Origin of the sequence: Burkholderia sp. BCC1640, assembly GCF_902833125.1 — a bacterium.
GTDB classification, from domain to species: domain Bacteria; phylum Pseudomonadota; class Gammaproteobacteria; order Burkholderiales; family Burkholderiaceae; genus Burkholderia; species Burkholderia diffusa.
Map to the genome: position 1 here is coordinate 114,481 of NZ_CADFEF010000003.1, position 25,662 is coordinate 140,142.

The 25,662-nt window shown below is 69.0% G+C and carries 20 protein-coding genes and 1 riboswitch; of the genes, 15 read left to right on the forward strand and 5 right to left on the reverse strand.

The annotated features are described in order from the left end of the window. Positions 1-61: 61 nt before the first annotated feature. From HWX25_RS04845 to HWX25_RS04860, 4 genes are read left to right on the forward strand one after another with little or no spacing between them, the layout of a single operon-like run. Entirely contained in the window at positions 62-562 is a 501-nt protein-coding gene (locus HWX25_RS04845; protein WP_175907431.1) for an NAD(P)H-dependent oxidoreductase subunit E, read from the forward strand. Further along, positions 559-2,136: a formate dehydrogenase beta subunit gene (locus HWX25_RS04850; RefSeq protein ID WP_175907433.1), complete on the forward strand. Its 1,578-nt coding sequence runs from the start codon at positions 559-561 to the stop codon at positions 2,134-2,136. Before HWX25_RS04845 ends, HWX25_RS04850 begins: the two co-directional genes overlap by 4 nt. A gap of 17 nt (positions 2,137-2,153) precedes the next feature. Beyond that, positions 2,154-5,105, forward strand: a complete 2,952-nt coding sequence (gene fdhF, locus HWX25_RS04855; RefSeq protein ID WP_175907435.1) for a formate dehydrogenase subunit alpha — start codon at positions 2,154-2,156, stop codon at positions 5,103-5,105. 7 nt (positions 5,106-5,112) lie between these two features. Further along, on the forward strand, positions 5,113-5,364 hold the full coding sequence (locus tag HWX25_RS04860; RefSeq protein ID WP_059816236.1) for a formate dehydrogenase subunit delta: 252 nt from the start codon (positions 5,113-5,115) through the stop codon (positions 5,362-5,364). Between the two features lie 8 nt (positions 5,365-5,372). Here HWX25_RS04860 and HWX25_RS04865 read toward each other — a convergent pair whose 3' ends face one another. Beyond that, positions 5,373-7,037 carry an FAD-dependent monooxygenase gene (locus tag HWX25_RS04865; protein WP_175907437.1) on the reverse strand — a complete coding sequence of 555 codons (1,665 nt, stop codon included), beginning with the start codon at positions 7,035-7,037 and terminating at the stop codon, positions 5,373-5,375. Between the two features lie 58 nt (positions 7,038-7,095). Here HWX25_RS04865 and HWX25_RS04870 point away from each other — a divergent pair, with 58 nt between their 5' ends. Next, the gene (locus HWX25_RS04870) at positions 7,096-9,006 is read left to right on the forward strand and encodes a tetratricopeptide repeat protein (protein ID WP_175907439.1); all 1,911 of its coding nucleotides are present in this window, start codon (positions 7,096-7,098) and stop codon (positions 9,004-9,006) included. A gap of 76 nt (positions 9,007-9,082) precedes the next feature. On the opposite strand, the gene HWX25_RS04875 is transcribed toward HWX25_RS04870, so the two are convergent. After that, positions 9,083-10,378 (reverse strand): MFS transporter, encoded by a 1,296-nt coding sequence (locus tag HWX25_RS04875; RefSeq protein ID WP_175907441.1) that lies wholly within the window; start codon positions 10,376-10,378, stop codon positions 9,083-9,085. 41 nt (positions 10,379-10,419) lie between these two features. On the opposite strand from HWX25_RS04875, the gene HWX25_RS04880 reads away from it, so the two are divergent. Then, on the forward strand, positions 10,420-11,679 hold the full coding sequence (locus HWX25_RS04880) for a hypothetical protein (protein ID WP_244135192.1): 1,260 nt from the start codon (positions 10,420-10,422) through the stop codon (positions 11,677-11,679). A 77-nt stretch (positions 11,680-11,756) separates the two neighbouring features. Here the strand turns inward: HWX25_RS04880 and HWX25_RS04885 are convergent, their stop codons facing one another. Both HWX25_RS04885 and HWX25_RS04890 read right to left on the reverse strand, forming a co-directional pair. Beyond that, positions 11,757-12,449, reverse strand: coding sequence for a DUF2968 domain-containing protein (locus tag HWX25_RS04885; RefSeq protein WP_175907443.1), 693 nt, complete (start codon positions 12,447-12,449; stop codon positions 11,757-11,759). 114 nt (positions 12,450-12,563) lie between these two features. After that, positions 12,564-13,751, reverse strand: coding sequence for a type 1 glutamine amidotransferase (locus tag HWX25_RS04890; RefSeq protein ID WP_175907445.1), 1,188 nt, complete (start codon positions 13,749-13,751; stop codon positions 12,564-12,566). Positions 13,752-14,029: 278 nt separating this feature from the next. Between HWX25_RS04890 and HWX25_RS04895 the strand changes: the two genes are divergently transcribed. From HWX25_RS04895 to HWX25_RS04930, 8 genes are all read left to right on the forward strand, one after another. Continuing rightward, positions 14,030-14,710, forward strand: a complete 681-nt coding sequence (locus HWX25_RS04895) for a GntR family transcriptional regulator (protein WP_175907447.1) — start codon at positions 14,030-14,032, stop codon at positions 14,708-14,710. Positions 14,711-14,717: 7 nt separating this feature from the next. Then, positions 14,718-16,094, forward strand: a complete 1,377-nt coding sequence (locus tag HWX25_RS04900) for an amidase (protein WP_175907449.1) — start codon at positions 14,718-14,720, stop codon at positions 16,092-16,094. A 149-nt stretch (positions 16,095-16,243) separates the two neighbouring features. After that, positions 16,244-16,756 (forward strand): disulfide bond formation protein B, encoded by a 513-nt coding sequence (locus HWX25_RS04905; RefSeq protein WP_059467072.1) that lies wholly within the window; start codon positions 16,244-16,246, stop codon positions 16,754-16,756. Positions 16,757-17,370: 614 nt separating this feature from the next. Beyond that, on the forward strand, positions 17,371-18,375 hold the full coding sequence (gene xdhC, locus HWX25_RS04910; RefSeq protein ID WP_175907451.1) for a xanthine dehydrogenase accessory protein XdhC: 1,005 nt from the start codon (positions 17,371-17,373) through the stop codon (positions 18,373-18,375). A gap of 18 nt (positions 18,376-18,393) precedes the next feature. Then, a complete protein-coding gene (locus tag HWX25_RS04915) occupies positions 18,394-19,419 on the forward strand; it encodes an adenosine deaminase (RefSeq protein WP_059690809.1) in 1,026 nt (341 codons plus the stop codon). 27 nt (positions 19,420-19,446) lie between these two features. Then, positions 19,447-19,800: a hypothetical protein gene (locus HWX25_RS04920; protein ID WP_175907453.1), complete on the forward strand. Its 354-nt coding sequence runs from the start codon at positions 19,447-19,449 to the stop codon at positions 19,798-19,800. Beyond that, a complete protein-coding gene (gene guaD / locus HWX25_RS04925) occupies positions 19,797-21,116 on the forward strand; it encodes a guanine deaminase (protein ID WP_059699462.1) in 1,320 nt (439 codons plus the stop codon). Before HWX25_RS04920 ends, guaD begins: the two co-directional genes overlap by 4 nt. Before the next feature lie 96 nt (positions 21,117-21,212). Continuing rightward, positions 21,213-21,337: riboswitch (yybP-ykoY riboswitch) on the forward strand. Positions 21,338-21,428: 91 nt separating this feature from the next. Continuing rightward, complete coding sequence (locus tag HWX25_RS04930) at positions 21,429-22,001, forward strand: TMEM165/GDT1 family protein (RefSeq protein WP_059448199.1); 573 nt, start codon at positions 21,429-21,431, stop codon at positions 21,999-22,001. A 52-nt stretch (positions 22,002-22,053) separates the two neighbouring features. Here the strand turns inward: HWX25_RS04930 and HWX25_RS04935 are convergent, their stop codons facing one another. After that, a complete protein-coding gene (locus HWX25_RS04935; protein WP_175907455.1) occupies positions 22,054-22,755 on the reverse strand; it encodes a DUF4136 domain-containing protein in 702 nt (233 codons plus the stop codon). Between the two features lie 186 nt (positions 22,756-22,941). Here HWX25_RS04935 and pepN point away from each other — a divergent pair, with 186 nt between their 5' ends. After that, on the forward strand, positions 22,942-25,635 hold the full coding sequence (gene pepN / locus HWX25_RS04940; RefSeq protein WP_175907457.1) for an aminopeptidase N: 2,694 nt from the start codon (positions 22,942-22,944) through the stop codon (positions 25,633-25,635). Positions 25,636-25,662 lie beyond the last annotated feature (27 nt).

Genomic DNA, 25,662 nt, shown 5'->3' on the forward strand with positions numbered 1-25,662 from the left:
AAGTCCCGATGTGCACTATATGAATTAGCGGCACATATGAGACTTTGGAGGAGCATACCCGATGTCCCCGAATTCCCCTGCGCCCGACGCGCTCGTCGAGCGCCACGCGCGTGCCGGCCGCTCGCTCGTCGCGATCCTGCATGCGATCCAGGACGACGCAGGCTACGTGCCGGCAGGCTGCGTCGCGCCGCTCGCGAAGGCGCTGAATCTGTCGCGCGCCGAAGTGCACGGCGTGCTCACCTACTATCACCACTTCCGCACCGCGCCGCCCGCGCGCGTGACGATCCAGATGTGCCGCGCCGAGGCGTGCCGCAGCATGGGTTGCGAAGCGCTGGCCGCGCACGCGGAAGCGCGCACGGGTTGCCGGTTCGATGCAGCGCACGGCGGTGGCGCCGACGCGCACGCGCCGGGTGACGTCGCGCTCGAATCGGTCTACTGCCTCGGGCTGTGCGCGCAATCGCCGTCGATGACGGTCAACGGCGTGCTGCACGCAAAGGTCACGCCGGAGAAGTTCGACGCCCTGCTCGCCGACGCGACCGCCCACACCCCGGAGGCCGCATGACGACCCGCATCTACGTTCCGCGCGATTCGTCCGCGCTGGCGCTCGGCGCCGACGCCCTCGCCGCCGCGATCGTCGCGGAAGCCGAGCGGCGCGGCGTCGCGATCGAACTGATCCGCAACGGCTCGCGCGGGCTGCTGTGGCTCGAGCCGCTCGTCGAGGTCGGCACGGCCGCCGGGCGCGTCGGCTACGCGAACCTGTCGGCCGCCGACGTGCCTGCCCTGTTCGACGCGAACTGGCTCGACGGCGGCGCGCATCCGAGCGGCGTCGGCCTCGTCGACGCCCTGCCCTATCTCGCGCGCCAGCAGCGCCTCACATTCGCGCGCATCGGCCTGACCGATCCGCTGTCGATCGACGATTACCTGAAGCACGACGGCCTCGCCGGCCTGAAGAACGCGCTCGCGCTCGACGGCGGCGCCGCATGCGAATTGCTGATCGAATCGGGGCTGCGCGGCCGCGGCGGCGCAGCCTTCCCGGCCGGCATCAAATGGCGCACCGTCCGGCAGGCCAGCGCGACGCAGAAGTACATCGTCTGCAACGCGGACGAAGGCGATTCGGGCACGTTCTCCGATCGCCTGATCATGGAAAGCGATCCGTACTGCCTGATCGAAGGGATGATCATCGCGGGCATCGCGACGGGCGCGACGCTCGGCTACATCTACGTGCGCAGCGAATACCCGCACGCGATCGCGGCACTGGAAACCGCGATCGAGCGCGCCCGTGAAGCCGGCTGGCTCGGCGAACGCGTGCTCGGCTCCGCGCATGCATTCGACCTGCACGTCGCAAAGGGCGCCGGCTCGTACGTGTGCGGCGAGGAAACGGCGCTGCTCGAATCGCTCGAAGGCAAGCGCGGCGTCGTGCGCGCGAAGCCGCCGCTGCCCGCGCTCGCCGGCCTGTTCGGCCAGCCGACCGTGATCAACAACGTGATCACGCTCGCGACCGCGCCGGTGATCTTCGCGCGCGGTGCCGCGTTCTATCGCGACTACGGGATGGGCCGCTCGCGCGGCACGCTGCCGTTCCAGCTCGCGGGCAACATCCGCCATGGCGGCCTCGTCGAGCTCGCGTTCGGCGTCACGCTGCGCGAGCTGATGTTCGACTACGGCGGCGGCACGGCCAGCGGCCGGCCCGCGCGCGCCGCCCAGGTCGGCGGCCCGCTCGGCACCTATCTGCCCGAACACCAGTGGGACGTGCCACTCGACTACGAGGCGTACACGGCAATCGGCGCGGTCGTCGGCCACGGCGGCATCGTGCTGCACGACGACACGTCGAATCTCGCGGAACTCGCCGAATACGCGATGAAGTTCTGCGCGATCGAATCGTGCGGCAAGTGCACGCCGTGCCGGATCGGATCGACGCGCGGCGTCGAGACGATCGCACGCATTCGCCAGGGCGACAAGTCGGAGCGACAGGTCACGCTGCTGCGCGACCTGTGCGACACGATGCTCGCCGGCTCGCTGTGCGCGATGGGCGGGATGACGCCGTACCCGGTGCTGTCCGCGCTCGACCATTTCCCCGAAGATTTCGGGCTCGCCGCCGGCAAGCAAGCCGCGTCGGGTCCGGTCAAGGCCGCGGCCTGACCCAGAAGGAGCCCTGAATGTCCCTCGACACGAACAACGTCCGCCAAGGCGGCTGCGGCTCGGGCCAATGCGCGTGCAAGAGCGCCGCGCAGGCGCGCGTGCGCGATCCGTTCGACGAAACCGACTACGGCACGCCGCAACGGCATGCCGATACCGACGTCACGCTCGAAATCGACGGCCAGCCGGTGACAGTGCCGGCCGGCACGTCGGTGATGCGCGCCGCGATCGAAGCCGGCGTCAATGTGCCCAAGCTCTGCGCGACCGATTCGCTCGAACCGTTCGGCTCGTGCCGCCTGTGCCTGGTCGAAATCGAAGGCCGGCGCGGCTATCCGGCATCGTGCACGACGCCCGCCGAAGCCGGGATGAAGGTGCGCACGCAGTCGGACCGGCTGCAGTCGCTGCGCCGCAACGTGATGGAGCTGTACATCTCCGATCACCCGCTCGACTGCCTCACCTGCCCCGCCAACGGCGACTGCGAGCTGCAGGACATGGCGGGCGTCGTCGGGCTGCGCGAAGTGCGTTACGGCTTCGACGGCGCAAATCACCTGCGCGAGCAAAAGGACGAATCGAATCCGTACTTCACGTACGATCCGTCGAAGTGCATCGTCTGCAACCGCTGCGTGCGCGCATGCGAGGAAACGCAGGGCACGTTCGCGCTGACGATCGCCGCGCGCGGTTTCGAATCGCGCGTCGCCGCCGGCGAAAGCGAATCGTTCATGGCGTCGGACTGCGTATCGTGCGGCGCCTGCGTCGCCGCGTGCCCGACCGCCACGCTGCAGGAGAAATCCGTCGTCCAGCTCGGCCAGGCCGAACACTCGGTCGTCACGACCTGCGCGTACTGCGGCGTCGGCTGCTCGTTCAAGGCCGAGATGAAGGGCACGCAGGTCGTGCGCATGACGCCGCACAAGAACGGCCTCGCGAACGAAGGCCACGCGTGCGTGAAGGGCCGCTTCGCGTGGGGCTACGCAACGCACAAGGACCGCATCACGAAACCGATGATCCGCGAGAAGATCACCGACCCGTGGCGCGAAGTCAGCTGGGAAGAGGCGCTGACCTACGCGGCGACGCAATTCCGCAAGTTGCAGCAGAAATATGGCCGCGATTCGATCGGCGGCATCACGTCGTCGCGCTGCACGAACGAGGAAACCTACCTCGTGCAGAAGCTTGTGCGCGCCGCGTTCGGCAACAACAACGTCGACACCTGCGCACGCGTGTGCCACTCGCCGACCGGCTATGGCCTGAAGACGACGCTCGGCGAATCGGCCGGCACCCAGACCTTCGCGTCGGTCGGCCAGGCCGACGTGATCGTCGTGATGGGCGCGAACCCGACCGACGGCCACCCGGTGTTCGGCTCGCGCATGAAGCGGCGCATCCGCGAAGGCGCGAAGCTGATCGTGATCGACCCGCGCCGCATCGACGTGGTCGACGGCCCGCACGTGAAGGCCACGCATCACCTGCAGCTGCGCCCCGGCACCAACGTCGCGATGGTCAATGCGCTCGCGCACGTGATCGTCACCGAAGGGCTCGTCGCCGACGCGTTCGTCGCCGAACGCTGCGACACGCGCGCGTTCGAGCAATGGCGCGACTTCGTGTCGCGCGCCGAGAACTCGCCCGAGGCCACCGCTGAGGTGACGGGCGTACCGGCCGAACGGGTGCGCGAGGCCGCACGCCTCTATGCGACCGGCGGCAACGCCGCGATCTACTATGGCCTCGGCGTGACCGAACACGCGCAAGGCTCGACGACGGTGATGGGCATCGCGAACCTTGCGATGGCGACCGGCAACATCGGCCGCGAAGGCGTCGGCGTCAATCCGCTGCGCGGTCAGAACAACGTGCAAGGCTCGTGCGACATGGGTTCGTTTCCGCACGAGCTGCCCGGCTACCGGCACATCAGCGACGCAATCGTGCGCAGCCAGTTCGAGGAAGCATGGTCGGCCACGCTGCAACCGGAACCGGGGCTGCGCATCCCGAACATGTTCGACGCGGCGCTCGACGGCAGCTTCAAGGGGCTTTACTGCCAGGGCGAGGACATCGTCCAGTCGGACCCGAACACGCAGCACGTCGCGGCCGCGCTGTCGTCGATGGAATGCATCGTCGTGCAGGACATCTTCCTGAACGAAACCGCGAAATACGCGCACGTGCTGCTGCCTGGCTCGACGTTCCTCGAGAAGGACGGCACGTTCACGAACGCGGAGCGCCGCATCTCGCGCGTACGCAAGGTGATGCCGCCGCTCGCGGGTTACGCCGACTGGGAAGTGACGCTGCTGCTGTCGCAGGCGCTCGGCTACGACATGCATTACACGCATCCGTCCGAAATCATGGACGAGATCGCGCGGCTCACGCCGACCTTCTCTGGCGTGTCGTACGAGAAACTCGACGCGCTCGGCAGCATCCAGTGGCCGTGCAACGAAGCCGCACCGGACGGCACGCCGACGATGCACATCGACGCGTTCGTGCGCGGCAAGGGCCGGTTCGTGATCACGCAGTACATTCCGACGCCTGAAAAGGTCACGCAGCGCTATCCGCTGATCCTGACCACGGGCCGCATCCTGTCGCAATACAACGTCGGCGCGCAGACGCGCCGGACCGAGAACGTCCGGTGGCACGAAGAGGATCGCCTCGAGATTCATCCGCACGATGCGGAGGATCGCGGGATCCGGACCGGCGACTGGGTCGGCATCGAATCGCGGGCCGGCCAGACGGTACTGCGTGCGCTCGTGTCCGACCGCATGCAGCCGGGTGTCGTGTACACGACGTTCCACTTCCCCGAGTCAGGGGCGAACGTGATCACGACGGACAGCTCCGACTGGGCCACGAACTGCCCGGAATACAAGGTCACGGCCGTGCAGGTGCTGCCGGTTGCGCAGCCGTCGGACTGGCAGCGCGCGTATGCACGCTTCAACTCGGAGCAGCTCGATCTGCTCGAGCGCCGCGCCGCCACGCCGGCTGCCGCGACGACGGGCAAGTGAGGACGCGATGGACATCGGACACCTGATCGACATGGCCAACCAGATCGGCGCTTTCTTCGAATCTATGCCCGATCGCGAAGAAGCGCTGGCCGGCATCGCCGAACACATCCGGCGCTTCTGGGAACCGCGGATGCGGCGCGCGCTACTCGCCGCGCTCGACGATCCATCGAGCGAAGCCGGGCAACGCGCCGCGCCGATCGTGCGCGACGCGATCGCCGCGCACCGCGCATCGCTCACGCCGGCCGCGGCCCCCGCCTGAGCGCTCCGCTACGCGGGCACCGGCATGCCCGCGAACCAGCTTTCGCAATGGCGCAGCAGCGCGTTCGCGTCGGTGGCGGTACGGCCGCGCACCGCGATGTAGCCATCGGGGCGCAGCAGGTAGAACGACGGCCTCGAACGGCCGTATACCTGCGCGAGCCCGTCCGTGCCGTCGCTTTCGGCATCGGCGACGCGCCAGGTTCGCACGGCGCCCGGCATAATCCGCTCCAGCCCCTGCACGAGCGCCTGCGCGTCCGCGGGCATCGGCGGCACATCGGCGGTATCGCCCGTGTCGGCACCTGCCGGCTCCTCGAGCAGCAGCAGCGTAAAGCTCGCCGGATCGTGCAGGTCGTATAGTCGCGCGGTCCCGGGCGCCCGGCCGAGCGGCCCGTCGACCACGTGCACGAGCGCGTCGGGTGCACGCTCGCCTGCGCGCGGCCCGCCATCGAGCACGCGTTCGAGCGTGAGCGGGCTTTTCCGGTATTGCACACCGAGCTCGCTGACGGTGCGGCGCACCGCGTCACGCACCGGCCCGAACGACGCCAGCAGCGGCACGACATGATCGCGCAGCAGCTTCATCGCGCCGTGGTCGGCTTCGACGATCTGCGTGATGAAGCCGGTCTGCCGCAATACATCGCGCTCGATCGGATGGCGCTCCGCGTGATACGTGTCGAGCAGCCGCTCCGGCGTGCCCGCGCCAAGCACGCGCGCGAGCTTCCAGCCGAGATTGAACGCTTCCTGGATACCCGTGTTCATGCCCTGCGCACCCGCCGGGCTGTGAACGTGCGCGGCGTCACCCGCGAAGAACACGCGCCCGTGACGCAGCCGGTCGACCATCCGGCTATGCAGACGAAAATACGCCGACCACGCGAGATCGCTCGGCGCGATCGACGCGCCAACGCGAGCGCGCACGATCGCCTCGCATTCGTCGAGCGTCGGGGTCGGCGGGGTCGGCGCATCGGGCGGTGCGTCGCCGCCGGGCGGCCGGTCGGCGACAAGCCGGTAGCGGCCGCCGCCCATCGGAAACAGCCCCGCGATGCCGTCCGGCGTCGTGAACAGGTGGATCTCCTCGTCCGGCCAGTCGGGTATCGCCGCGAAATCGGCAAGCAGGAAGGTCTGCTCGAACGCATGCCCGGCGAAGCCCAGGCCGAGCAGATGGCGCACCGTGCTGTGCGCGCCGTCGGCGGCGATCAGGTACGACGGTGCGAACGCCTGTTCACGACCGTCGGCGCCGCGGATCGTCACGTCGAGCGACGTACCGCCCGCTTCGCACGCGGTCAGCGTGACGCCGCGTTCGACCGTCACGCCGAAACCGGCCAGGTGCTCGGCGAGCAGCCGCTCGGTGATGCTCTGGTCGAGAAACAGCAAATACGGATAGCGTGTTTGCAGTGGATCGAAATCGAGCCGCGCGATCACGCGGCCGTCCGCATGCAGTGCGGCCGCATGCGCACGATGGCCCAACGCGAGAAACGGTTCGACCGCGCGATGCTGCTCCAGCAGTTCGAGCGTGCGCGCCTGGATACCGATCGCGCGCGAATACGGTGCGGGCGCGGCGAGCCGGTCGATGATGCGCACCGGCACGCGGGCACGCGCGAGCGCCATCGCGGCGGCAAGGCCGGTCGGGCCCGCGCCGACGATCAGCACGGGCGGGATATCGAGCAGTGTGTCAGCCATGAGAACCTCGATGACACGCGATTGTGCAAGTCTACGCCGCTCCGCGTGACGGGGCCATATGCCGACCGGCCGATCTGGGGTACCCCCGCGCAGTGTGGGAAAATACGCGCTTTCCGTCAGTTTTCGCGTCATGGATTCCGCATTCGACCGAGCGTATGCCGCGCACCGCGCGGGCCGCCTCGCCGAGGCCGAGCACGGCTATCGCACCGCCCTCGCCACCAATCCCGCCGACGCCGACGCACTGCATCTGTTCGGCGTGCTGCGGCACCAGCAGGGCCAGCATGCCGAGGCGGCCGATCTCGTCGGGCGTGCGGTCGACCTGCGCCCGAACGATGCGGCGCTGCAGCTCAATCTCGGCAACGCGCTGAAGGCGCTCGGCCGACTCGACGAAGCGATCGACCGCTTTCGCAACGCGCTCACGCTCGCGCCCGAATTTCCGCTCGCGCACTACAACCTCGGCAACGCGTATGCGGCGCTGCAGCGCCACGAGGATGCCATCGACGCGTTCGGCCGCGCGCTCCGGCTCACGCCCGACGACGCATCGATCCACAACAACCTCGGCAACGCGCTGAATGCCCTCGGCCGTCACGACGACGCGCTCGCCGCATTCCATCGCGCGCTCGAGTTGCGGCCCGGGCATGCCGGCGCGCACAACAATCTCGCGATGGCGCTGAACGCGATGGGCCGGGCCGACGACGCGATCGCGCACTTCCAGGCGGCGATCGCCGCGCAGCCGCGCTTCGTCGCCGCGCATTTCAATCTCGGCAACACGCTCGAGGCGGTCGGCCGTCACGCCGAAGCCGCCGCCGCATTCGAAGCCGCGCTCGCGCTGCACCCGCCGTTCCCGCTCGCCCTTTTCGGGCTCGCGAACGCGCTGTGCGCGCAGGCGCGCCAGCGCGAAGCGCTGCCCTATTACGAACGCGCGGTCGGCCTCGATCCGTCGTTCAGTCTCGCGTGGCTGAACCTCGGCAACGCACATCACGCACTCGGCGCGCACGAGATGGCGCTGCGCGCGTACGACCAGGCGCTGCGCGTCGCTCCCGACCTCAAACTCGCGCACCTGCATCGCGCCGTCACGCTGCTGACGCTGGGCGACTTCACCCGCGGCCTGCCCGCATACGAAACGCGTCACGACACGCCCGGCGCGACGCCGCTCGGCACGCTGCCGCGCTGGCAAGGCGAGCCAATTGCGTCGCGCACGCTGCTGATCCGCGCGGAACAGGGCTTCGGCGACTCGCTGCAGTTCGTCCGCTTCGTGCCGCTCGCGCGCGCGCGCTGCGCGCGCGTCGTGCTCGAAGTGCAGCCGGAACTCGTCACGCTGCTCGCGCCGGCCGCGGCACGCTGGCGCGTGACGCTCGTCGCACAGGGCGCCGCGAAGCCACCGGCGGCGGACGTCGCGTGCACGCTGATGAGCCTGCCGTTCCTGCTCGGCCTGCAGCCGGCCGACATCGTCGCGGGCAGACGCTACCTCGACGCGCCGGACAACGCGCACCGGCGCTTTCGCGGCTCGCTCGGCGGCCAGTCGAAGCGCAAGTTCGGTCTCGCGTGGTCAGGGCGCCGGCAGGCGCAGGAAAACCGCTCGATGCCGTTCGACGCACTCGCGCCGCTGCTTGCGCTGCCGGACATCGACTGGGTCGTGCTGCAACCGGCGCTCGACGAAGATGAACGCGCGCGCGTCGACGCGCATCCGCGCGTGCATCGCCTCGATGGGCGACTGAACGACTTCGCCGACACGGCCGCGCTGATCGAACGGCTCGACGGCGTCGTCACGATCGACACGGCGGTCGCGCACCTCGCGGGCGCACTCGGCAAGCCGCTGTGGATCATGCTGCCGTTCGCGCCCGACTGGCGCTGGTTCACCGGCGACGATTGCCCGTGGTATCCGCACGCGCGGCTCGCCCGCCAGTCCGCACCGGGGCAATGGCTCGACGTGGCGACGGCGGTCGCCGGCGCGCTGCGCGACGCCTGACCACGGCCGCACGCAGACAAAAAAAGGAGCGCGACGCGCTCCTTTTTTCATTCGACGCGATGCGACGCGGGTGGCGTCAGGCCGCCTTGTACTGGTTGCGCGATTCGGGCGTGCGATACAGCACGAGCGTCGCGATCAATCCGCAGATCGCGGCGACGCTCAGCCACAGCCCCGGCGCCGCCTTGTTGCCCGTCTGGTGGATCAGCAACGTCGAGATCGCCGGCGTGAAACCGCCGATCGTCGTCGCGAGGCTGTACGCGAGCGAGAAGCCGGCAGTGCGCACGTCGGCCGGCATGACTTCGGTCAGCGCGACGACCATCGCGCCGTTGTACGAGCCGTACAGGAACGACAGCCACAGCTCGACGGCCAGCAGCCGCAGGAACGACGGATCGGCCACGAGCCACAGCACGGCCGGGTAGGCCGACAGCAGCGTGAGCACCGTGAACGCGATCAGCACCGGGCGGCGGCCGATGCGATCCGACAGCGCGCCGGACAGCGGCAGCCAGACGAGATTGGACAGGCCGACGCAGACGGTCACGACGAGCGCGTCGAGCGACGACAGGTGCAGCACTTCCTTGCCGAATGTCGGCGTGTAGGCCGTGATCATGTAGAACGACACCGTCGTCATGATCACCATCCCCATGCCGGCGATCACGACACCCCAGTTCTCGAGCATCGAACGCATGATCTCGCCCATCGTCGGACGATGACGCTTCGCAAGGAATTCGTCGGTCTCCTTCAGCGAACGACGAATCAGGAACAGGAACGGGACGATCAGACAGCCGATCAGGAACGGAATGCGCCAGCCCCACGCGGTCATGTCCTCGACCGGCAGCGCGCGGTTCAGCAGCACGCCAACGAATGCGGCGAACACGACCGCCACCTGCTGGCTGCCCGATTGCCACGACGTATAGAACCCCTTGCGGCCCTTCGTCGCGATTTCCGACAGGTAGACCGACACGCCGCCGAGTTCGACGCCCGCGGAAAAGCCCTGCAGCAACCGGCCGAGCAGCACGAGCACCGGCGCGAGCACGCCGATCGTCGCATAGCCGGGTATCGCGGCCACCGTGAGCGTGCCGAGCGCCATCAGCCCAAGCGTCAGGATCAGCCCCTTGCGGCGGCCGTGGTGGTCGATGTATGCGCCGAGCACGATCGCGCCGACCGGGCGCATCAGGAAGCCCGCGCCGAACACGGATAGCGACAGCATCAGCGACGCGAACGCGTTGCCGCTCGGAAAATAGGTTTTCGCGATGGCCGACGCGTAATACCCGTAGACCATGAAGTCGTACATTTCCAGGAAGTTGCCGCTGACGACCCGGAACACGGTACGAACCTTCGATTCCCGGGCGACGGCGTGTGTTGCTGTGGACATGTTGTTCTCTCTCGGCGCGGATGGCGCGACATCGGCGCCGTATGGATCCGACGATGCAGTGGCACCGGACCGGCACGCACGAACATCGCTGCCAGCCGACGGCACGCCGCGCAACGATGTGCACGCCGGCATGGTCGGCAAATGATGCCACGCGAAGCCGACAATTGCCTTGGGCCGGGGCCGTGATCAACGTCGCCGCGTACGTCTCGTACGAATCGCCTCGAAAAACGCACGAAAATCAGATCGGTCTGATCGACAGGTCGCCGGCGACTCACCACAATGTCACGACTCGCCACGCTATTCGCGCCGCGGCCGGCATCGTCGCCCGTGTCGCACCGCGTACCGCCCTCATGATCCCAACGCCTCTCGTTTCCGTCGAAGGTCCGCTTGCCCGCCCTCGTGTCGCGCCCCTCGACGGCGTGCCGCCGTTCGGCCGCGAATGGACGTTCCGCGGCACGCCCGGTACCCGGCTCGGCACGCGCTGCGCTGCCATCCTGAAGACCTCGTGCATCGACGTCGAAGCACCGCATCGCATGTGCCGCTGGCAATCGCCGCCCGCCGCGCGCCCGGTGTCTGCCGGTGTACCGGCCGTTGCGGCGCGCGCCGCCGGCCAGCACATCGAGCATGCCGCCGGTCGCGCGCATGACCGGCGTGCGCGGCACGCCGCCTGCTGGAGCATTGGCGCACTCGGCATCATCGGCTGGTTGATCGCCGCGCACGAGCCGTTCCCGGGTTTCGCGCCTGCGCCCGCGATGCAGACCGTTGGCGTCGAGCCGAAGCACGCCGTGCAGTCCATGGGTGCCGTGCAAACGGCCGCGGTGGCGCCCGCCACACCGACCATCGCGCCGGCTCAGCCCGTCGCGGTGCGGCCGGTTGCGACGCCCTCCACAGGCGCGCCCGTCACACGCGGCGCGACGACCAATCCAGCGCCGCGCCGTGCCGACACGACACCGAACGTTCAGCGCGTCGCCACGGCAGCGCCGCCGACGCCTCATCGTTCGGACAACAGGCGCACGGCAACGGCACGCGTACAAGCACCTTCCGCGCCGCGATTCACCGCCCGCCCGTCAGTCACTCACCACGCGTCGCGCACGCAGACGCCCGATCGCGTCGGTTCGCCTGCGCATCCCGGAGCCCCCCGCGACCCGCTCGACGATCCGCTCACGCTTATCGCGGTGGCGAACGCGCTGCAGGCCGATCGCCCGGCACCGGCGGCCAATGCGCCCGTCGCCGGCTTCGACTGGACAGCGCAATTGTCCCATCGCCGCCTGACCGACGTACCGGATACGCTCACCCGCTGACAGCGCCCAACAAAAAACCCGGCGAAGCAAGCTTCGCCGGGTTTTTTGTCCGTCCGTTGGTCCATCGGACCGAATCGTCACTTGTGCGCAGGCAATCCCGTTTCGGACTGCCGCTCGAGTTGCCGTACCTGCTCCTGCAGATCACGCAACTGCACCTGCGCGGCCCGCTTCTCGATCTGCAGTGCCTGCGTCTGCTCCTGCTCCGCCTTCTGCCGCTGCACGACCTCGGCCTGCTGGCCGCGCGCGATATTCAGATCCGCCTGCAGTTGCTGCGCGCGATTCGCCTGCAGCGCGATCACGCGTTCGAGGAACGTCTTCTGCGCCTGGAGTTCGGTGCGACGAATTTCGACATCCGCGAGCTGCGCCGTCTGCTGGACGAAGTTCGCGTACACCATCTCCGCGCGGTTCTTCTCCTGCGACCTGATCACGCGCCACAGATGCTTGTCCTGAAACAGTGCGACGTAATACGTCATCTCGCGCGGATCGAACATCAGGCTTGCGCCATAGCTGCCGTTGTAGGTGGTGCGCATCTCGACGATTCGGCCGTCATGCAGCATCTGCGTGAGTTCGGCGACGTTGCCTTGCGCGGCGGCCTCCGTGGCGGACGCCGGCGCCGCGGTCGCCGCATCGCCGCTCAGGCTCGTCACCGCGGGGCGCGTGCCCGCGACCGGCGCGGTCGCGTCGGACCACGCCGCGCCCGCGTGCGCGCAGGCGGCCAGCGCAACGATCCACGTCGCGCATCGTGCAGGGGAAAAATCTCGGAAGGCCAACGTCAGACTCCGTCGAACGAATCGGGAGTCGCGATTATCGTTCAAAACGAAACGGCCGCATCTCGAATTTATCGGGATGCGGCCGGCTTTCCTGCGCGGCAATACCAGAACGGGTTACAGGCGGGTCTCGCGAGCGGCGCGCAGGAACGCATCGAGCAGCGGCGTGCAGTCGAGCAACTCGGAGCCGCCGGCACGATGAAACTCCGGGTGCCATTGCACGCCGACGACGAACGGCGCACGCCGGTAGCGAATGCCTTCGATGATCCCGTCGCCGGCCGACACGGCCTCGATGTTCAGATCGCGGCCGAGATCGCGGATCGCCTGATGGTGGATCGAGTTCACGATCGCTTCGCTGCGCCCGGGGAACATGCTCGCGAGCGTCGACGAGTCGGGGAAGCGGATGGCGTGGCGATGCTGGTCGTAATGCTCGCTCACGTGCGCATTCGCGGTCGGCACGTCCGTCGCGATGTCCTGGTACAGCGACCCGCCGAACGCGACGTTGATCAGCTGGGCGCCACGGCACACGCCGAGCACCGGCTTGCCGGACTCGACGAACTCGTGAAACAGCTCGAGCTCGTACATGTCGCGCACGCGGTCGCCCGGCCACTCGGGGCGCGCATCCGACGCCGCGTAGGTTTGCGGCGACACGTCGGCGCCGCCTTGCAGCAGCAGGCCGTCGAGATGCTTCGCGTAGTCGCGCAGGCGGATGTTGCTCGGATGCAGCATGCCCTGGTGACCGACGGTCGGGATCATGAACACGAGCACGTCGCGCGACATCACCCAGTGCGCGATCGATTCTTCGAGATACTGCAGCGTCTTGCCGCGCAGCCCCTTCGCGCCCGGCTCCGGATGAAAGATCCGCGCCGACACGCCGATGCGCAGCGTGCGCTGCGTGATCCGCTGGCCGGCGCGATCGAAGATCCGGCGTGCGCGCGCCGCGACGATCCGGCCGAACACCGACCACGGCGTGTCGCTTTGCTTCAGGTACGCCGGCGGCGCGTTCTGCGCGCTCGCGGGCGGCGGACGCGGCGTGTCGAAATCGGGCTGCGCGCCGAAACCGGGCGGCGCGGCACCGTGTTTCGGCGGCACTGCACGGCCTTCTGAGGCAGCGCCTGTCGTGCCCGCGGCGCCGGGCTCGGACGCCGCCGTGACCGGCGACGCGCCGTCCGCCGCGACGATCTGCGCGGCGGCAGCCCGCGTGGCGGGCGCCTCCGGCGTATGCGCCGGACTGGAACGGGGGGAATCGGTAGAAGCGGAAGATGTGCCGGGCAGACCGGCCGGGGAAGGCGTGTTTTCGCTCATGACGATGGTCTGGTACGTCGCTCGCGCGTGGTGGATTGACGAGGATTCATTATGCTTCAGTGCACGATCGCGCGGTAAACGAGCAACATCCTGTCGATATTGTTGCAACTCGTCGCATCCGCCGCGACGCGCGTCACCGGCCCCGTTCGACAACATTGACAGTCGCCCGGGCCAACTGGACATCAGTGATATATCACAATAATATTCACGAATCGCCCACGCTCCCCGATCGACCGCGCCATGATCGCGCCCTGCCCGGCCACCGCGCCGCCGCCCGCATGAACGACCTGACCGATGCCCTCCACGACCGACCCGCCGCATCGGCGGTCAGCCTCGCCGATCGCGCGTACGCGCTGATCCAGCGCGACATCATCACGATGCGCCTGAAGCCCGGCGCCGCGCTCAACGAAGCCGACCTCGTCGCACGCACCGGCATCGGCCGCACGCCCGTCCATCAGGCCGTCCACCGGCTGGTGCTCGAAGGGCTACTGTCCGTGATGCCGCGCAAGGGGCTGATGGTGCAGCCGCTATCGCTCGACGACATCGTCGCGGTGATCGACGTGCGCCGCATCAACGAAGCGCATTGCGTCGAACTCGCCGCCCGCCATGCGACGCCCGACGATCTCGCGCGCATGGCCGCGCTGCTCGACGACGGGCAGGCCTGCGTCGACACGCACGACGTCGAGGGCATGATGGAGCTCGACCGCGCGTTTCATCATACGATCGCCGCGGCGGCACGCAACACCGTGCTCGCGGAAATCCTGCGCGCGCTGCACGAACGCTCGCTGCGCTTCTGGTTCGTCACGCTGTCCGAGCCGCGCCACCTGTCCGAGGTCCAGCGCGAACACCTCGAATTGTTCGAACGGCTGTCCGCGCGCGATGCCGCCGGCGCACGCACGGCCGTCGAACGCCATATCGATTCGTTTCGCGCCACGCTTGTCCAACATCTTCGTCCCTGAGCCGCCCATGACCACCTTCACGCCCTTCCCTCCGCTCGCCCAGCTCGCCGCCGACCTCGCCGCCGGCCGGACCACGAGCCGCGCGCTCGTCGACGTCGCGCTCGACCGGATCGCCGATCCGTCCGGCCAGGGTGCCGCCGTCTTCACCGAAGTCGACGCCGACAACGCGCGCGCGGCCGCCGATGCCCACGACCGCCTGCGTGCGGCGGGCACCGTGCTGTCGCCGCTCGCGGGCATCCCCGTGTCGGTGAAGGATCTGTTCGACGTCGCGGGCCAGGTGACGCGCGCCGGCTCGCGCGTGCTCGACGGCGCGCCGCCCGCCAAGTCCGACGCGGTCGCCGTCGCGCGGCTCAAGCGCGCGGGCGCGGTGCTGGTCGGCCGCACCAACATGAGCGAGTTCGCGTTCTCGGGGCTCGGCCTGAATCCGCACTTCGGCACGCCGCGCTCGCCGTACCGCCGCGACGTGCCGGGCGACGCGCGAATTGCCGGCGGTTCGTCGTCCGGCGCGGCCGCGTCCGTCGCCGACGGGATGGCGGCCGTCGCGCTCGGCACCGACACCGGCGGCTCGATCCGCATTCCGGCCGCGCTGTGCGGGCTCACGGGCTTCAAGCCGACCGCGAGCCGGGTCCCGACGCAAGGCGGCGTGCCGCTGTCGACCACGCTCGATTCGTTCGGCCCGATCGGCCTGACGGTCGCCTGTTGCGCACTCGTCGACCGCATGCTCGCGGGCCTCGAGCCGCACGTGCCGGCCGCGCGACCGCTCGAAGGCGTGCGGCTCGGCGTGCTGACCAACTATGTGACGGACGGTGTCGACGCCGATGTCGCCGCCGCGCTCGACGCATCGCTGAAACACCTCGAAGCCGCCGGCGCGATCGTCACGGAAGTGCGCTTTTCCGCGCTCGACCGGTTGCCGGACATCAACCGCTTCGGCTTCTCGCCGATCGAGGCCTACGCGTGGCATCGCCCGCTGCTCGCGCAGCACCGCGACCAATACGATCCGCGCGTGCTGTCGCGCATCCTGAAGGGCGAGCCGGCGAGCGCGGCCGACTATCTCGACCTGGTCGCCGCCCGCCAGGCGATGCTGGACGAAGCGGCGCACACGGTCTGGTCGCGCTTCGACGCGCTCGTCGCGCCGACGGTGCCGGTCGTGCCGCCGCGCATCGCCGAACTCGAAGCGGACGACGCCGCCTTCACGCGCACCAACGCGCTGATCCTTCGCAACCCGAGCGCGTTCAACTTCCTCGACGCCTGCGCGCTGTCGCTGCCGTGCCATCCGCGCGACGCAGCGCCGGTCGGCCTGATGCTCGCGGCCGCGCCGCATCGCGACGACGCGCTGCTCGCGATCGGCCAGGCGGTCGAGGCCGTGCTGAACACGATCCGGTGACCGCACGGGCGCAATGACGGCGGCAGATGCCCCGGACGCAGTGGCTGCGGCGGGGTGCCGCACGTGCGCTGTCAGTTTCGTGCCAGATCGTTCGCGCTAAAATCGCGCGATTGTTTATCGGACCGACCAACGACAGGAATCCCGCCGACATGAACGACTCCACGCTCGCACTCCGCCGTGAACGCCGCCTGCTGATGCTGCTCGGATGGGTGTGCATCGCCCTGCTGGCCGGCGCGCTCTATCTGCAGTACGTGAAGAACGAAGATCCGTGCCCGCTGTGCATCATCCAGCGCTATTTCTTCGCGGCGATCGGGATCTTCGCGTTCCTGGCGGCCGGGATGCGCAACTGGCGCGGCATCTGGGTGCTCGAGCTGCTGATCGCGATCGCCGCGGCCGGCGGCGTCGGCACCGCCGCGCGGCACCTGTCGATCCAGATGAATCCGGGCTTCAGCTGCGGCTTCGACACGTTGCAGCCGATCGTCGACAGCCTGCCGCCCGCCCAGTGGTTCCCTGGCATGTTCAAGGTCGCCGGCCTGTGCGAGACGGTCTACCCGCCGATCTTCGGCATCCTGCTGCCGGGCTGGGCGCTGATCGGCTTCGCCGCGATCCTGATCGCCGTCGCCTCGAGCCTCTGGCGCCATCGCCGCAAGCTGGCAGGCTGACCGGACGCGCCACGCGGTCCGGCCGACCGGTCGAGGCCGCGCGGGCGCGTCGCGCCGCTCACCCGGCTGCGCCGGCGCAGCCCCGACGCGCCCGCACCCTGCCCGCCGCGCGCAAACACCTACCCCCGCCGCACCCCGGATTTCCGGGCGAACGCACGTCGCGCGACATCCGCGCGCACGCCCCGCCGCACATGCGTTTCGGGCCGATGCCCGTGCATCTGCGCCCCGATTCCGCGCGGCGGGCCTATGATCGACATGATCGCCGCCTGATAGCCCGGATCACCGCCCGGCAATGTTTCCGCCGCCTTGCGGTGCTATCTTCGCGACTGGATGGCGATCTACGTGCGCGAGGCCAGCGGTCTCACCTCCTGCGTAACGCGCGCCCGATCCGCAATGTCGACTGGATTCATCATGACAACGCAAACCATCCGCATCCGTCACCCTCATGGCGTCCGCACGTCCCGCGGCGTCGTTCGCGCGCGCCTTCGGCGCACGGCCGCCGCACCGAACACGTCGGGCAGCCGGCCCGCGTCGCTCCCATCCGTCCTCGTTGCCGCCGCGCCCGCCAGCCCGCGCCGCGCGTCGTGCCGCGTCGTCCCGACCGGAGCGTGCTGATGGAAGCCTGGCTCGGCGATTTGCAGCAACTGCTCGCGCACGGCGAAGCGGCCGTGCTCGTGACGGTCGCGCACACCGACGGCTCCGCGCCGCGCGAGGCCGGCACCAAGATGCTCGTCACGCGCGACACGGCCCGCCATACGATCGGCGGCGGTCATCTGGAATGGAAGGCGATCGAGATCGCGCGGCACCTATTGAAGGACGGCGCGCACGTGCCCCACGCACGCCGGCTCGAACGGCTCGCGCTCGGCCCGAGCCTCGGCCAGTGCTGCGGCGGCGCGGTCGTGCTCGCGTTCGAGCGGCTCGACGTCGGCGACCTCGGCTGGATCATGTCGCTCGCCAAGCGCGTCGCGGCGGGCGCCGCGACCGTGCGTAGCGTATCATTCGGCCCCTCGCCGGGCGCGCCGCTGCTCAGCGAACCCGAATCGCCCGCGGCGCACGCCGATTGCCTGCTGTGGGAAACCGGCGGCGTGTCGCTGATGACCGAAACGATCGCGCCGTTTGCGTTCCCCGTCGTGCTGTTCGGCGCGGGACACATCGGCACCGCGCTCGTGAAGGTACTGGCGACGCTGCCGTGCCACGTGCACTGGATCGACGGGCCCGACGCGGTGTTCCCGCCGGCCGACGCACTCGCCGGGATCGGCAATCTCGCGATCGACGCGGTGGCCAGCCCGGCCGATGCCGTCGACACGGCACCGCCGCATGCGTACTTCGTCGTGATGACGCACGACCACGCACTCGATTTCGTGCTGGCCGAACGCATCCTGCGGCGCGGCGACTATGCGTATTTCGGGATGACCGGCTCGCGCACCAAGCGCATGCAGTTCGATCATCGGCTGGCGGCGATCGGCATCGATCCGGCCCAGGTCGCGCGGATGCACTGCCCGATCGGCGTCGAAGGCATCGTCGACAAGGCACCCGAAGTGATCGCAATCTCGGTGGCCGCGCAGTTGCTGCAGGCCGTCGAGGCGAACGCGCCCGTGCAGGTTTCCCCACAATTCTGACCGACCAAGAACAACGCCATGACCCCGACATTCAAGGACAAGATCGCCCGCGCTCCGAAAGCGGAGCTGCACATCCATATCGAAGGCTCGCTCGAGCCCGAACTGATTTTCGCGCTCGCGCAGCGCAACGGCGTGAAGCTCGCGTACGAGTCGATCGACGCGCTGCGCGCCGCGTATGCGTTCACCGACCTGCAGTCGTTCCTCGACATCTATTACGCCGGCGCGAGCGTGCTGCTGACCGAGCAGGATTTCTACGACATGACGGCCGCGTACTGCGAACGCGCACTCGCCGACAACGTCGTCCACACCGAGCTGTTCTTCGACCCGCAGACGCACACCGAACGCGGCGTGCCGATCGAGACGGTCGTTGCCGGCATCGACCGCGCGCTCGCCGATGCCGAGCAGCGCGGGCTGTCGAGCAAGCTGATCCTGTGTTTCCTGCGCCACCTGTCCGAAGAAGATGCGCTCGCGACGTTCGAATCCGCGTTGCCGCTGTTCGAACGCTATCGCCACCGGCTGATCGGCGTCGGTCTCGATTCGTCCGAGCTCGGCCATCCGCCGACGAAGTTCGCGCGCGTGTTCGAGAAGGCGCGTGCGCTCGGGCTGAAGCTCGTCGCGCATGCGGGCGAGGAAGGTCCGCCCGCCTACATCCACGAAGCGCTCGACGTGCTGAAGGTCGACCGGATCGACCACGGCGTGCGCAGCATCGAGGACGCGGCGCTCGTCGAACGCCTCGCGCGCACGCGCACGGCGCTGACCGTGTGCCCGCTGTCGAACCTGAAGCTGTGCGTGTTCGACGACATGACGAAACACACGCTGAAGGCGCTGCTCGATCGGGGTGTCGCGGTGACGATCAACTCCGACGATCCGGCCTATTTCGGCGGCTACGTGAACGACAACTACTTCGCGACGGTCGACGGGCTGCAACTGACGGACGCCGAAGTGCACGCGGTGATCCGCAACGGCTTCGAGGCGTCGTTCGTCGACGCCGCGCAGCGCGATGCGCTGATCGCGCGTCTCGATTCGTACTGGCAAGCCGCGTGACGGCCGGCATCGAGGTTCGCTAGACAGATGAATCACGTCGACGACATCCGCTTCGTGGCGACCGGCTCGGCCCTGCGCCACGCCGGCCGCGTGCGTGCCCCGCGCGCGCGCGCCGACGTCGCGCCCGTCGCCCGCGTGGCGACGGCGTTGTGCGACGTCGCGCGCCGAAGCCTGTCGTGGCGGCTCGTCATGCAGCTCGCCGCCGCGCCGGTCGCACATGCCGCCACGCTCGCGTGCGCGCTCGCCATCCGCGGCGCCCCGGCCTTCGCGCTTCGCCGCGTCGCGCATGCCCGGGCAGCACCCGCCATGCCGTCGCCCGCGCGGCGCCGACCGCTTTCTTCTTCTGTTCGCCTTACCTTGATGCAGGACCATTCGTCATGACGCAAACCGCTTTCCGTTCCCAACTGCTGACCTTCAACGGTGACCCGGCGCAGTCGAGCCAGGCCGCGAACCACGAGACCGACGGCCTCCTGATCGTCGACGACGGCAAGGTCGTCGCGGCCGGCCCGCATGCGCGGCTCGCCGCGACGCTCGCGCGCGACGCGGTCGTCCATGACCTGCGCGACAAGCTGATCGTGCCCGGCTTCATCGACACGCACATCCACTATCCGCAGACTGACATGATCGCGTCGCCGGCGCCCGGCCTGCTGCCGTGGCTCGACAAGTACACGTTCCCGACCGAGCGCCAGTTCGGCGATCCGGAACATGCGCGCGAGGTCGCCGACTTCTTCGTCGACGAACTGCTCGCCTGCGGCACGACGAGCGCGCTCGTCTACTGCACCGTGCACAAGCAGTCGGCCGACGCGCTGTTCGCGGCAAGCGACGCGCGCGACCTGCGGATGATCGCGGGCAAGGTGCTGATGGACCGGAACTGCCCCGAATTCCTGCGCGACACCGCGCAATCGGGCTATGACGACAGCGCCGAGCTGATCGGCCGCTGGCACGGCAAGGGCCGCCAGATGTACGCGCTGACGCCCCGCTTCGCGCCGACGTCCACCGAGGCGCAGCTCGAGGCATGCGGCGAACTCGCGCGTCGCCATCCGGACGTGTTCGTGCAGAGTCACGTCGCGGAAAACGTCGATGAAGTGAAATGGGTGGCCGAGCTGTTCCCCGGCCACCGCAGCTATCTCGACATCTACGATCGTTACGGACTGCTGCGCCCGCGCGCGGTGTACGGCCACTGCATCCACCTCGACGACGAGGACCGTCGCCGGATGGCCGAGACGCGCACCGTCGTCGCGCACTGCCCGACGTCGAACTTCTTCCTCGGCAGCGGATTGTTCGACTTCGACAAGGCCGGCGAATTCGACGTGCCCGTCACGCTCGCCACCGACGTCGGCGGCGGCACGTCGTTCTCGATGCTGCAGACGATGAACGAGGCGCACAAGGTCGCGCGGCTGTCGGGCCACCACCTGACCGCGACGCGGATGTTCTGGCTCGCGACGGCCGGCGCCGCCCAGGCGCTCGACCTCGCCGACACCGTCGGCACGCTCGCGCCGCGCACCGAAGCCGACTTCGTCGTGCTCGACCCGCAGGCCACGCCGCTGCTCGCGCGCCGCACGAAACGCGCGGAGTCGCTCGAGGAACTGCTGTTCGCGTTCGCGCTGCTCGGCGACGATCGCGCCGTGTACCGCACGTATGCGGCCGGCCAGCTCGTGCACGAGCGCGGCGCCGCACGCCGCACCGCCGCCGCGTAACGCGCGCGCGCCTGCCCATGCCTGCTCCGGCGTGCGTCGCAGCGCATGCCGGCGCAACCGGATTCGCACCGCGCACGCCCCACGGCGTGCTAGAATTCGCCGCTCATTGGGGAGTAGCCGCTCCGCTCGATGCCCCGCGCCAACGGCGCGCATCGTGACGGAGGCGTCCGTCAACAGACTTGGCCTTTCGGCCATGGCGGACGCAGCCACGAAGGCCTGGCGAGACCGATGGTTCACTGCGCGCCGCATCAGGGCCCGGCGCGCGGCGGATCGTCGCTCGCACGCACAACACTGGCCCGTGGAACCCCATACGTGTCCCAAGCCTTCCTGATCTCCACCGGCGCCGTCGCCCTCGCTGAAATCGGCGACAAGACCCAACTGCTGTCCCTCGTGCTGGCCGCGCGCTATCGCAAGCCCGTGCCGATCATTCTTGGCGTACTCGTCGCGACGCTCGTGAACCACGGCTTCGCCGGCGCACTCGGCGAATGGCTCGGCGCGCTCGTCACGCCGTCGATCATGCGCTGGGCGCTCGCGTTCTCGTTCATCGCGATGGGGCTGTGGATCCTCGTGCCGGACAAGCTCGATGCGGACGAAGCCAATGCCAACCGCTCGCGGCTCGGCGTGTTCGGCGCGACGCTCGTCGCGTTCTTCCTCGCGGAAATGGGCGACAAGACGCAGATCGCGACCGTCGCGCTCGCCGCGCGCTTCCAGGATTACATCGGCGTGGTGGCCGGCACGACTTTCGGGATGATGCTGGCGAACGTGCCCGCCATCCTGCTGGGCGACCGTTTCGCGCACCGCTTGCCGACGAAGCTGGTGCACGGCATCGCGGCCGTGCTGTTCGTCGTGCTCGGCGCGCTGGCGCTGCTGGGCGTCGGGGCGTGACGCGCGCAGGCACGTGGCGCGGCCGGGCGGCCGCGCCGGTGTCGATACCGCATTACTTCGCGACCGCCGCCCCCGATGCCGGCACGGCCGGCACCGCACGCTCGTTGGCGGCCGGCGCGGCCGGGCCGCCGCGCTTGTCGACCGGCAACCGCACCGTGCGGATCACGCCGTTCGCCAACGGGAAATCGGCGAGCGCGCTGCGCGCGAGGAACGGCATCGCATACAGCAGCGCACCGTTGTCGCCGGTGGTGCGCGCGGTCACGTTGTAGACTTCCTTGCCGGTCGCGCGCTCGGTGATCCGGATGCCGAGCGTGTAGTCGAAGACCTGATAGGTCTGCGCGACGTAGCCGGCCGGCATCGGCCCCCAGGGCCCCCACGGGCCCCACGGCCCGCCCCGCCAGTACGGCCCCGGCCCCATGAACCACGGGTCGTAGTAAACCGGCTGCGGCACCGTCACCAGATCGCTGCCGACCCCGTAGGCCAGCCCGATCAGATAGCGGGCCTGCGCGGCCGGCACCTGCCTGAATGCATACGCGGACAGCTCGTTCGCGACGATCGGCTCGTAAGTCGATTGCTCGATGCTGTGCTTCTGCGCATCCGTGCGCGTGAAGGCGTACGTGCGTGTCGCGTCGCTGCCGCTCCAGTCGGAGAAGGCCGTGACCTGCGTCGTCACATAGCTCGTGCAGCCCGTCAGCAGCGCCACGCACAGCACCGCCGCCCAGCTCGCACTCCGTTGAATCCATTCGTGTTTCATGTCGATCCTCGTCGCTCCGTCATCCGTTCGTCGCACCGCGCGAACCGCACGGGATGCCGATAATACGCGGACAGCCAAAACCGGTAAAAAGTTCGCCCGGCACGCAGCCGCCAGCCTTTGTACAATGGCCCGGTTCGCCCGGCCCGCGCCGCGGGCCCGATCCCCATTCCACCGATCTCGACGACCATGTCCGACAACGCCTCCTCCACCGTGATCCGCCGCGCCGACTATACGCCGCCGGCCTTCCTCATCGATTCCGTCGCGCTCGAATTCGATCTCGCGCCGGCCCGCACGATCGTCAGGAATACGATGCGCGTGCGCCGCAATCCGGACGCGGCGCCGACGCCGCACCTGGAGCTGCTGGGCGAAGCGCTCGAATTCCTCGGTGCACACCTCGACGGCGCGCCGTACGGCGCGGTGCGCGTGCACGAACACGGGCTGACCGTCGAAAACGTGCCCGACACGTTCGAGCTCACGCTCGACAGCGCGTGCGCGCCGGACCAGAACACGACGCTGTCCGGCCTGTACGTGTCGAGCGGCAACTTCTTCACGCAGTGCGAGGCCGAGGGCTTTCGCCGCATCACCTACTTCCTCGACCGCCCCGACGTGATGGCGTCGTATACCGTCACGCTGCGCGCCGACAAGACCGCGTATCCGGTGCTGCTGTCGAACGGCAACCTCGTCGACTCGGGCGAACTGCCCGACGGCCGCCACTTCGCGAAATGGGAAGACCCGTTCCGCAAGCCGAGCTATCTGTTCGCGCTGGTCGCGGGCAAGCTCGTCGCGATCGAGGAGAAGATCACGTCCGGCTCCGGCAAGGAAAAGCTGCTGCAGGTCTGGGTCGAACCGGCCGATCTCGACAAGACCCGTCACGCGATGGATTCGCTGATTCACTCGATCCGCTGGGACGAGAAGCGCTTCGGCCTCGAGCTCGATCTCGACCGCTTCATGATCGTCGCCGTGGGCGACTTCAACATGGGCGCGATGGAGAACAAGGGGCTCAACATCTTCAACACGAAGTACGTGCTGGCGAACCCCGAGACCGCGACCGACACCGACTTCGCGAACATCGAATCGGTGGTCGGCCACGAGTACTTCCACAACTGGACCGGCAACCGCGTGACCTGCCGCGACTGGTTCCAGCTGAGCCTGAAGGAAGGCCTGACGGTGTTCCGCGACCAGGAATTCTCGGCCGACATGGCGGCGGGCGACGACATCGATTCCGCGGCCCGCGCGGTCAAGCGCATCGAGGACGTGCGCGTGCTGCGCCAGCTGCAGTTCGCCGAGGATGCGGGCCCGATGGCGCATCCGGTGCGTCCGGAAAGCTACGTCGAGATCAATAACTTCTACACGATGACCGTCTACGAGAAAGGCTCGGAAGTCGTGCGTATGTACCAGACGCTGTTCGGCCGCGACGGCTTCCGCAAGGGAATGGACCTGTACTTCAAGCGCCACGACGGTCACGCCGTGACGTGCGACGACTTCCGTCATGCGATGGCCGATGCAAACGGACGCGATCTCGCGCAATTCGAACGCTGGTACAGCCAGGCCGGCACGCCGCGCGTGTCGGTGCGCACCGCGTACGACGCAGCCGCGCGCCGCTACACGGTCACGCTCGCGCAAGGCTACGGCAATGCGTCGCCGGCCGCGCGCGAGACGCAGCAGGGGCCGCTGCTGATTCCGTTCGCGATCGGCCTGATCGGCCGCGACGGCCGCGACCTGCCGTTGCGTCTCGACGGCGAAGCGGCCGCGTCGGGCACGACGCGCGTGCTCGACTTCACCGACACCGAACAGACCTTCACGTTCGTCGACGTGCCGGAGCAGCCGCTGCCGTCTCTGCTGCGCAATTTCTCGGCACCGGTGATCGTCGAGTATGACTACAGCGACGACGACCTCGCCTTCCTGCTCGCCCACGACAGCGACCCGTTCAACCGCTGGGAAGCCGGCCAGCGCCTCGCGACGCGCGCGCTGCTGACGCTCGCCGCGCGCGCCGCCGCGAACGAGGCGCTCACGCTCGGCGAGAACTTCGTCGCCGCGTTCCGCCGCGTGCTGACCGATGAAAACCTGTCGCCCGCGTTCCGCGAACTCGCGTTGACGCTGCCGTCGGAAACGTATCTGGCCGACCAGATGGCGGAAGCCGATCCGGCCGCCGTGCATCGCGCGCGCCAGTTCGTGCGCCGCCAGCTCGCGACCGCGCTGCGCGCCGAGTGGCTCGCCGCGTACGAGCAGCATCAGACGCCGGGCGCGTACGAGCCGACGCCCGACGCATCCGGCCGCCGTGCGCTGAAGAACCTCGCGCTCGCGTATCTCGCCGAACTCGAGGATCCGGCCGACGCCGTGCGCATCGCGACCGCGCAGTACGACGCGGCGAACAACATGACCGATCGTGCCGCCGCGCTCGGCGCGCTGCTGTCCGCCGCGGCATCAGGCGCGAACGACGCGGCCGCACACGCGCTCGACGACTTCTACCGTCGCTTCGAGAAGGAAGCGCTCGTGATCGACAAGTGGTTCGCGATGCAGGCCGCGCAGCGCGGCACGTCCACGCAGCCGACGCTCGCGAAGGTCCGCAAGCTGATGGCCCACCCCGCGTTCAATCTGAAGAACCCGAACCGCGCGCGCTCGCTGATCTTCAGTTTCTGCGCGGCGAACCCGGCGCAATTCCACGCGGCGGACGGCTCGGGCTACGCGTTCTGGGCCGAACAGGTGCTCGCGCTCGACGCGATCAACCCGCAGGTCGCCGCGCGCCTCGCCCGCTCGCTCGAACTGTGGCGCCGCTTCACGCCGGCGCTGCGCGACCGGATGCGCGATGCGCTCGAGCAGGTCGCCGCCGGCGCGAAATCGCGCGACGTGCGCGAGATCGTCGAGAAGGCCCTCGCGTAACGTCACGCACGCGATTCGCGTCGCGTG

Bases quoted from the DNA above. Each gene is read 5' to 3' on its own strand.
- HWX25_RS04845 (WP_175907431.1), top strand. From the start codon at position 62: ATGTCCCCGAATTCCCCTGCGCCCGACGCGCTCGTCGAGCGCCACGCG.
- HWX25_RS04850 (WP_175907433.1), top strand. From the start codon at position 559: ATGACGACCCGCATCTACGTTCCGCGCGATTCGTCCGCGCTGGCGCTC.
- fdhF (WP_175907435.1), top strand. From the start codon at position 2,154: ATGTCCCTCGACACGAACAACGTCCGCCAAGGCGGCTGCGGCTCGGGC.
- HWX25_RS04860 (WP_059816236.1), top strand. From the start codon at position 5,113: ATGGACATCGGACACCTGATCGACATGGCCAACCAGATCGGCGCTTTC.
- HWX25_RS04865 (WP_175907437.1), bottom strand. From the start codon at position 7,037: ATGGCTGACACACTGCTCGATATCCCGCCCGTGCTGATCGTCGGCGCG.
- HWX25_RS04870 (WP_175907439.1), top strand. From the start codon at position 7,096: ATGCCGACCGGCCGATCTGGGGTACCCCCGCGCAGTGTGGGAAAATAC.
- HWX25_RS04875 (WP_175907441.1), bottom strand. From the start codon at position 10,378: ATGTCCACAGCAACACACGCCGTCGCCCGGGAATCGAAGGTTCGTACC.
- HWX25_RS04880 (WP_244135192.1), top strand. From the start codon at position 10,420: ATGGATCCGACGATGCAGTGGCACCGGACCGGCACGCACGAACATCGC.
- HWX25_RS04890 (WP_175907445.1), bottom strand. From the start codon at position 13,751: ATGAGCGAAAACACGCCTTCCCCGGCCGGTCTGCCCGGCACATCTTCC.
- HWX25_RS04895 (WP_175907447.1), top strand. From the start codon at position 14,030: ATGAACGACCTGACCGATGCCCTCCACGACCGACCCGCCGCATCGGCG.
- HWX25_RS04900 (WP_175907449.1), top strand. From the start codon at position 14,718: ATGACCACCTTCACGCCCTTCCCTCCGCTCGCCCAGCTCGCCGCCGAC.
- HWX25_RS04905 (WP_059467072.1), top strand. From the start codon at position 16,244: ATGAACGACTCCACGCTCGCACTCCGCCGTGAACGCCGCCTGCTGATG.
- xdhC (WP_175907451.1), top strand. From the start codon at position 17,371: ATGGAAGCCTGGCTCGGCGATTTGCAGCAACTGCTCGCGCACGGCGAA.
- HWX25_RS04915 (WP_059690809.1), top strand. From the start codon at position 18,394: ATGACCCCGACATTCAAGGACAAGATCGCCCGCGCTCCGAAAGCGGAG.
- HWX25_RS04920 (WP_175907453.1), top strand. From the start codon at position 19,447: ATGAATCACGTCGACGACATCCGCTTCGTGGCGACCGGCTCGGCCCTG.
- guaD (WP_059699462.1), top strand. From the start codon at position 19,797: ATGACGCAAACCGCTTTCCGTTCCCAACTGCTGACCTTCAACGGTGAC.
- HWX25_RS04935 (WP_175907455.1), bottom strand. From the start codon at position 22,755: ATGAAACACGAATGGATTCAACGGAGTGCGAGCTGGGCGGCGGTGCTG.
- pepN (WP_175907457.1), top strand. From the start codon at position 22,942: ATGTCCGACAACGCCTCCTCCACCGTGATCCGCCGCGCCGACTATACG.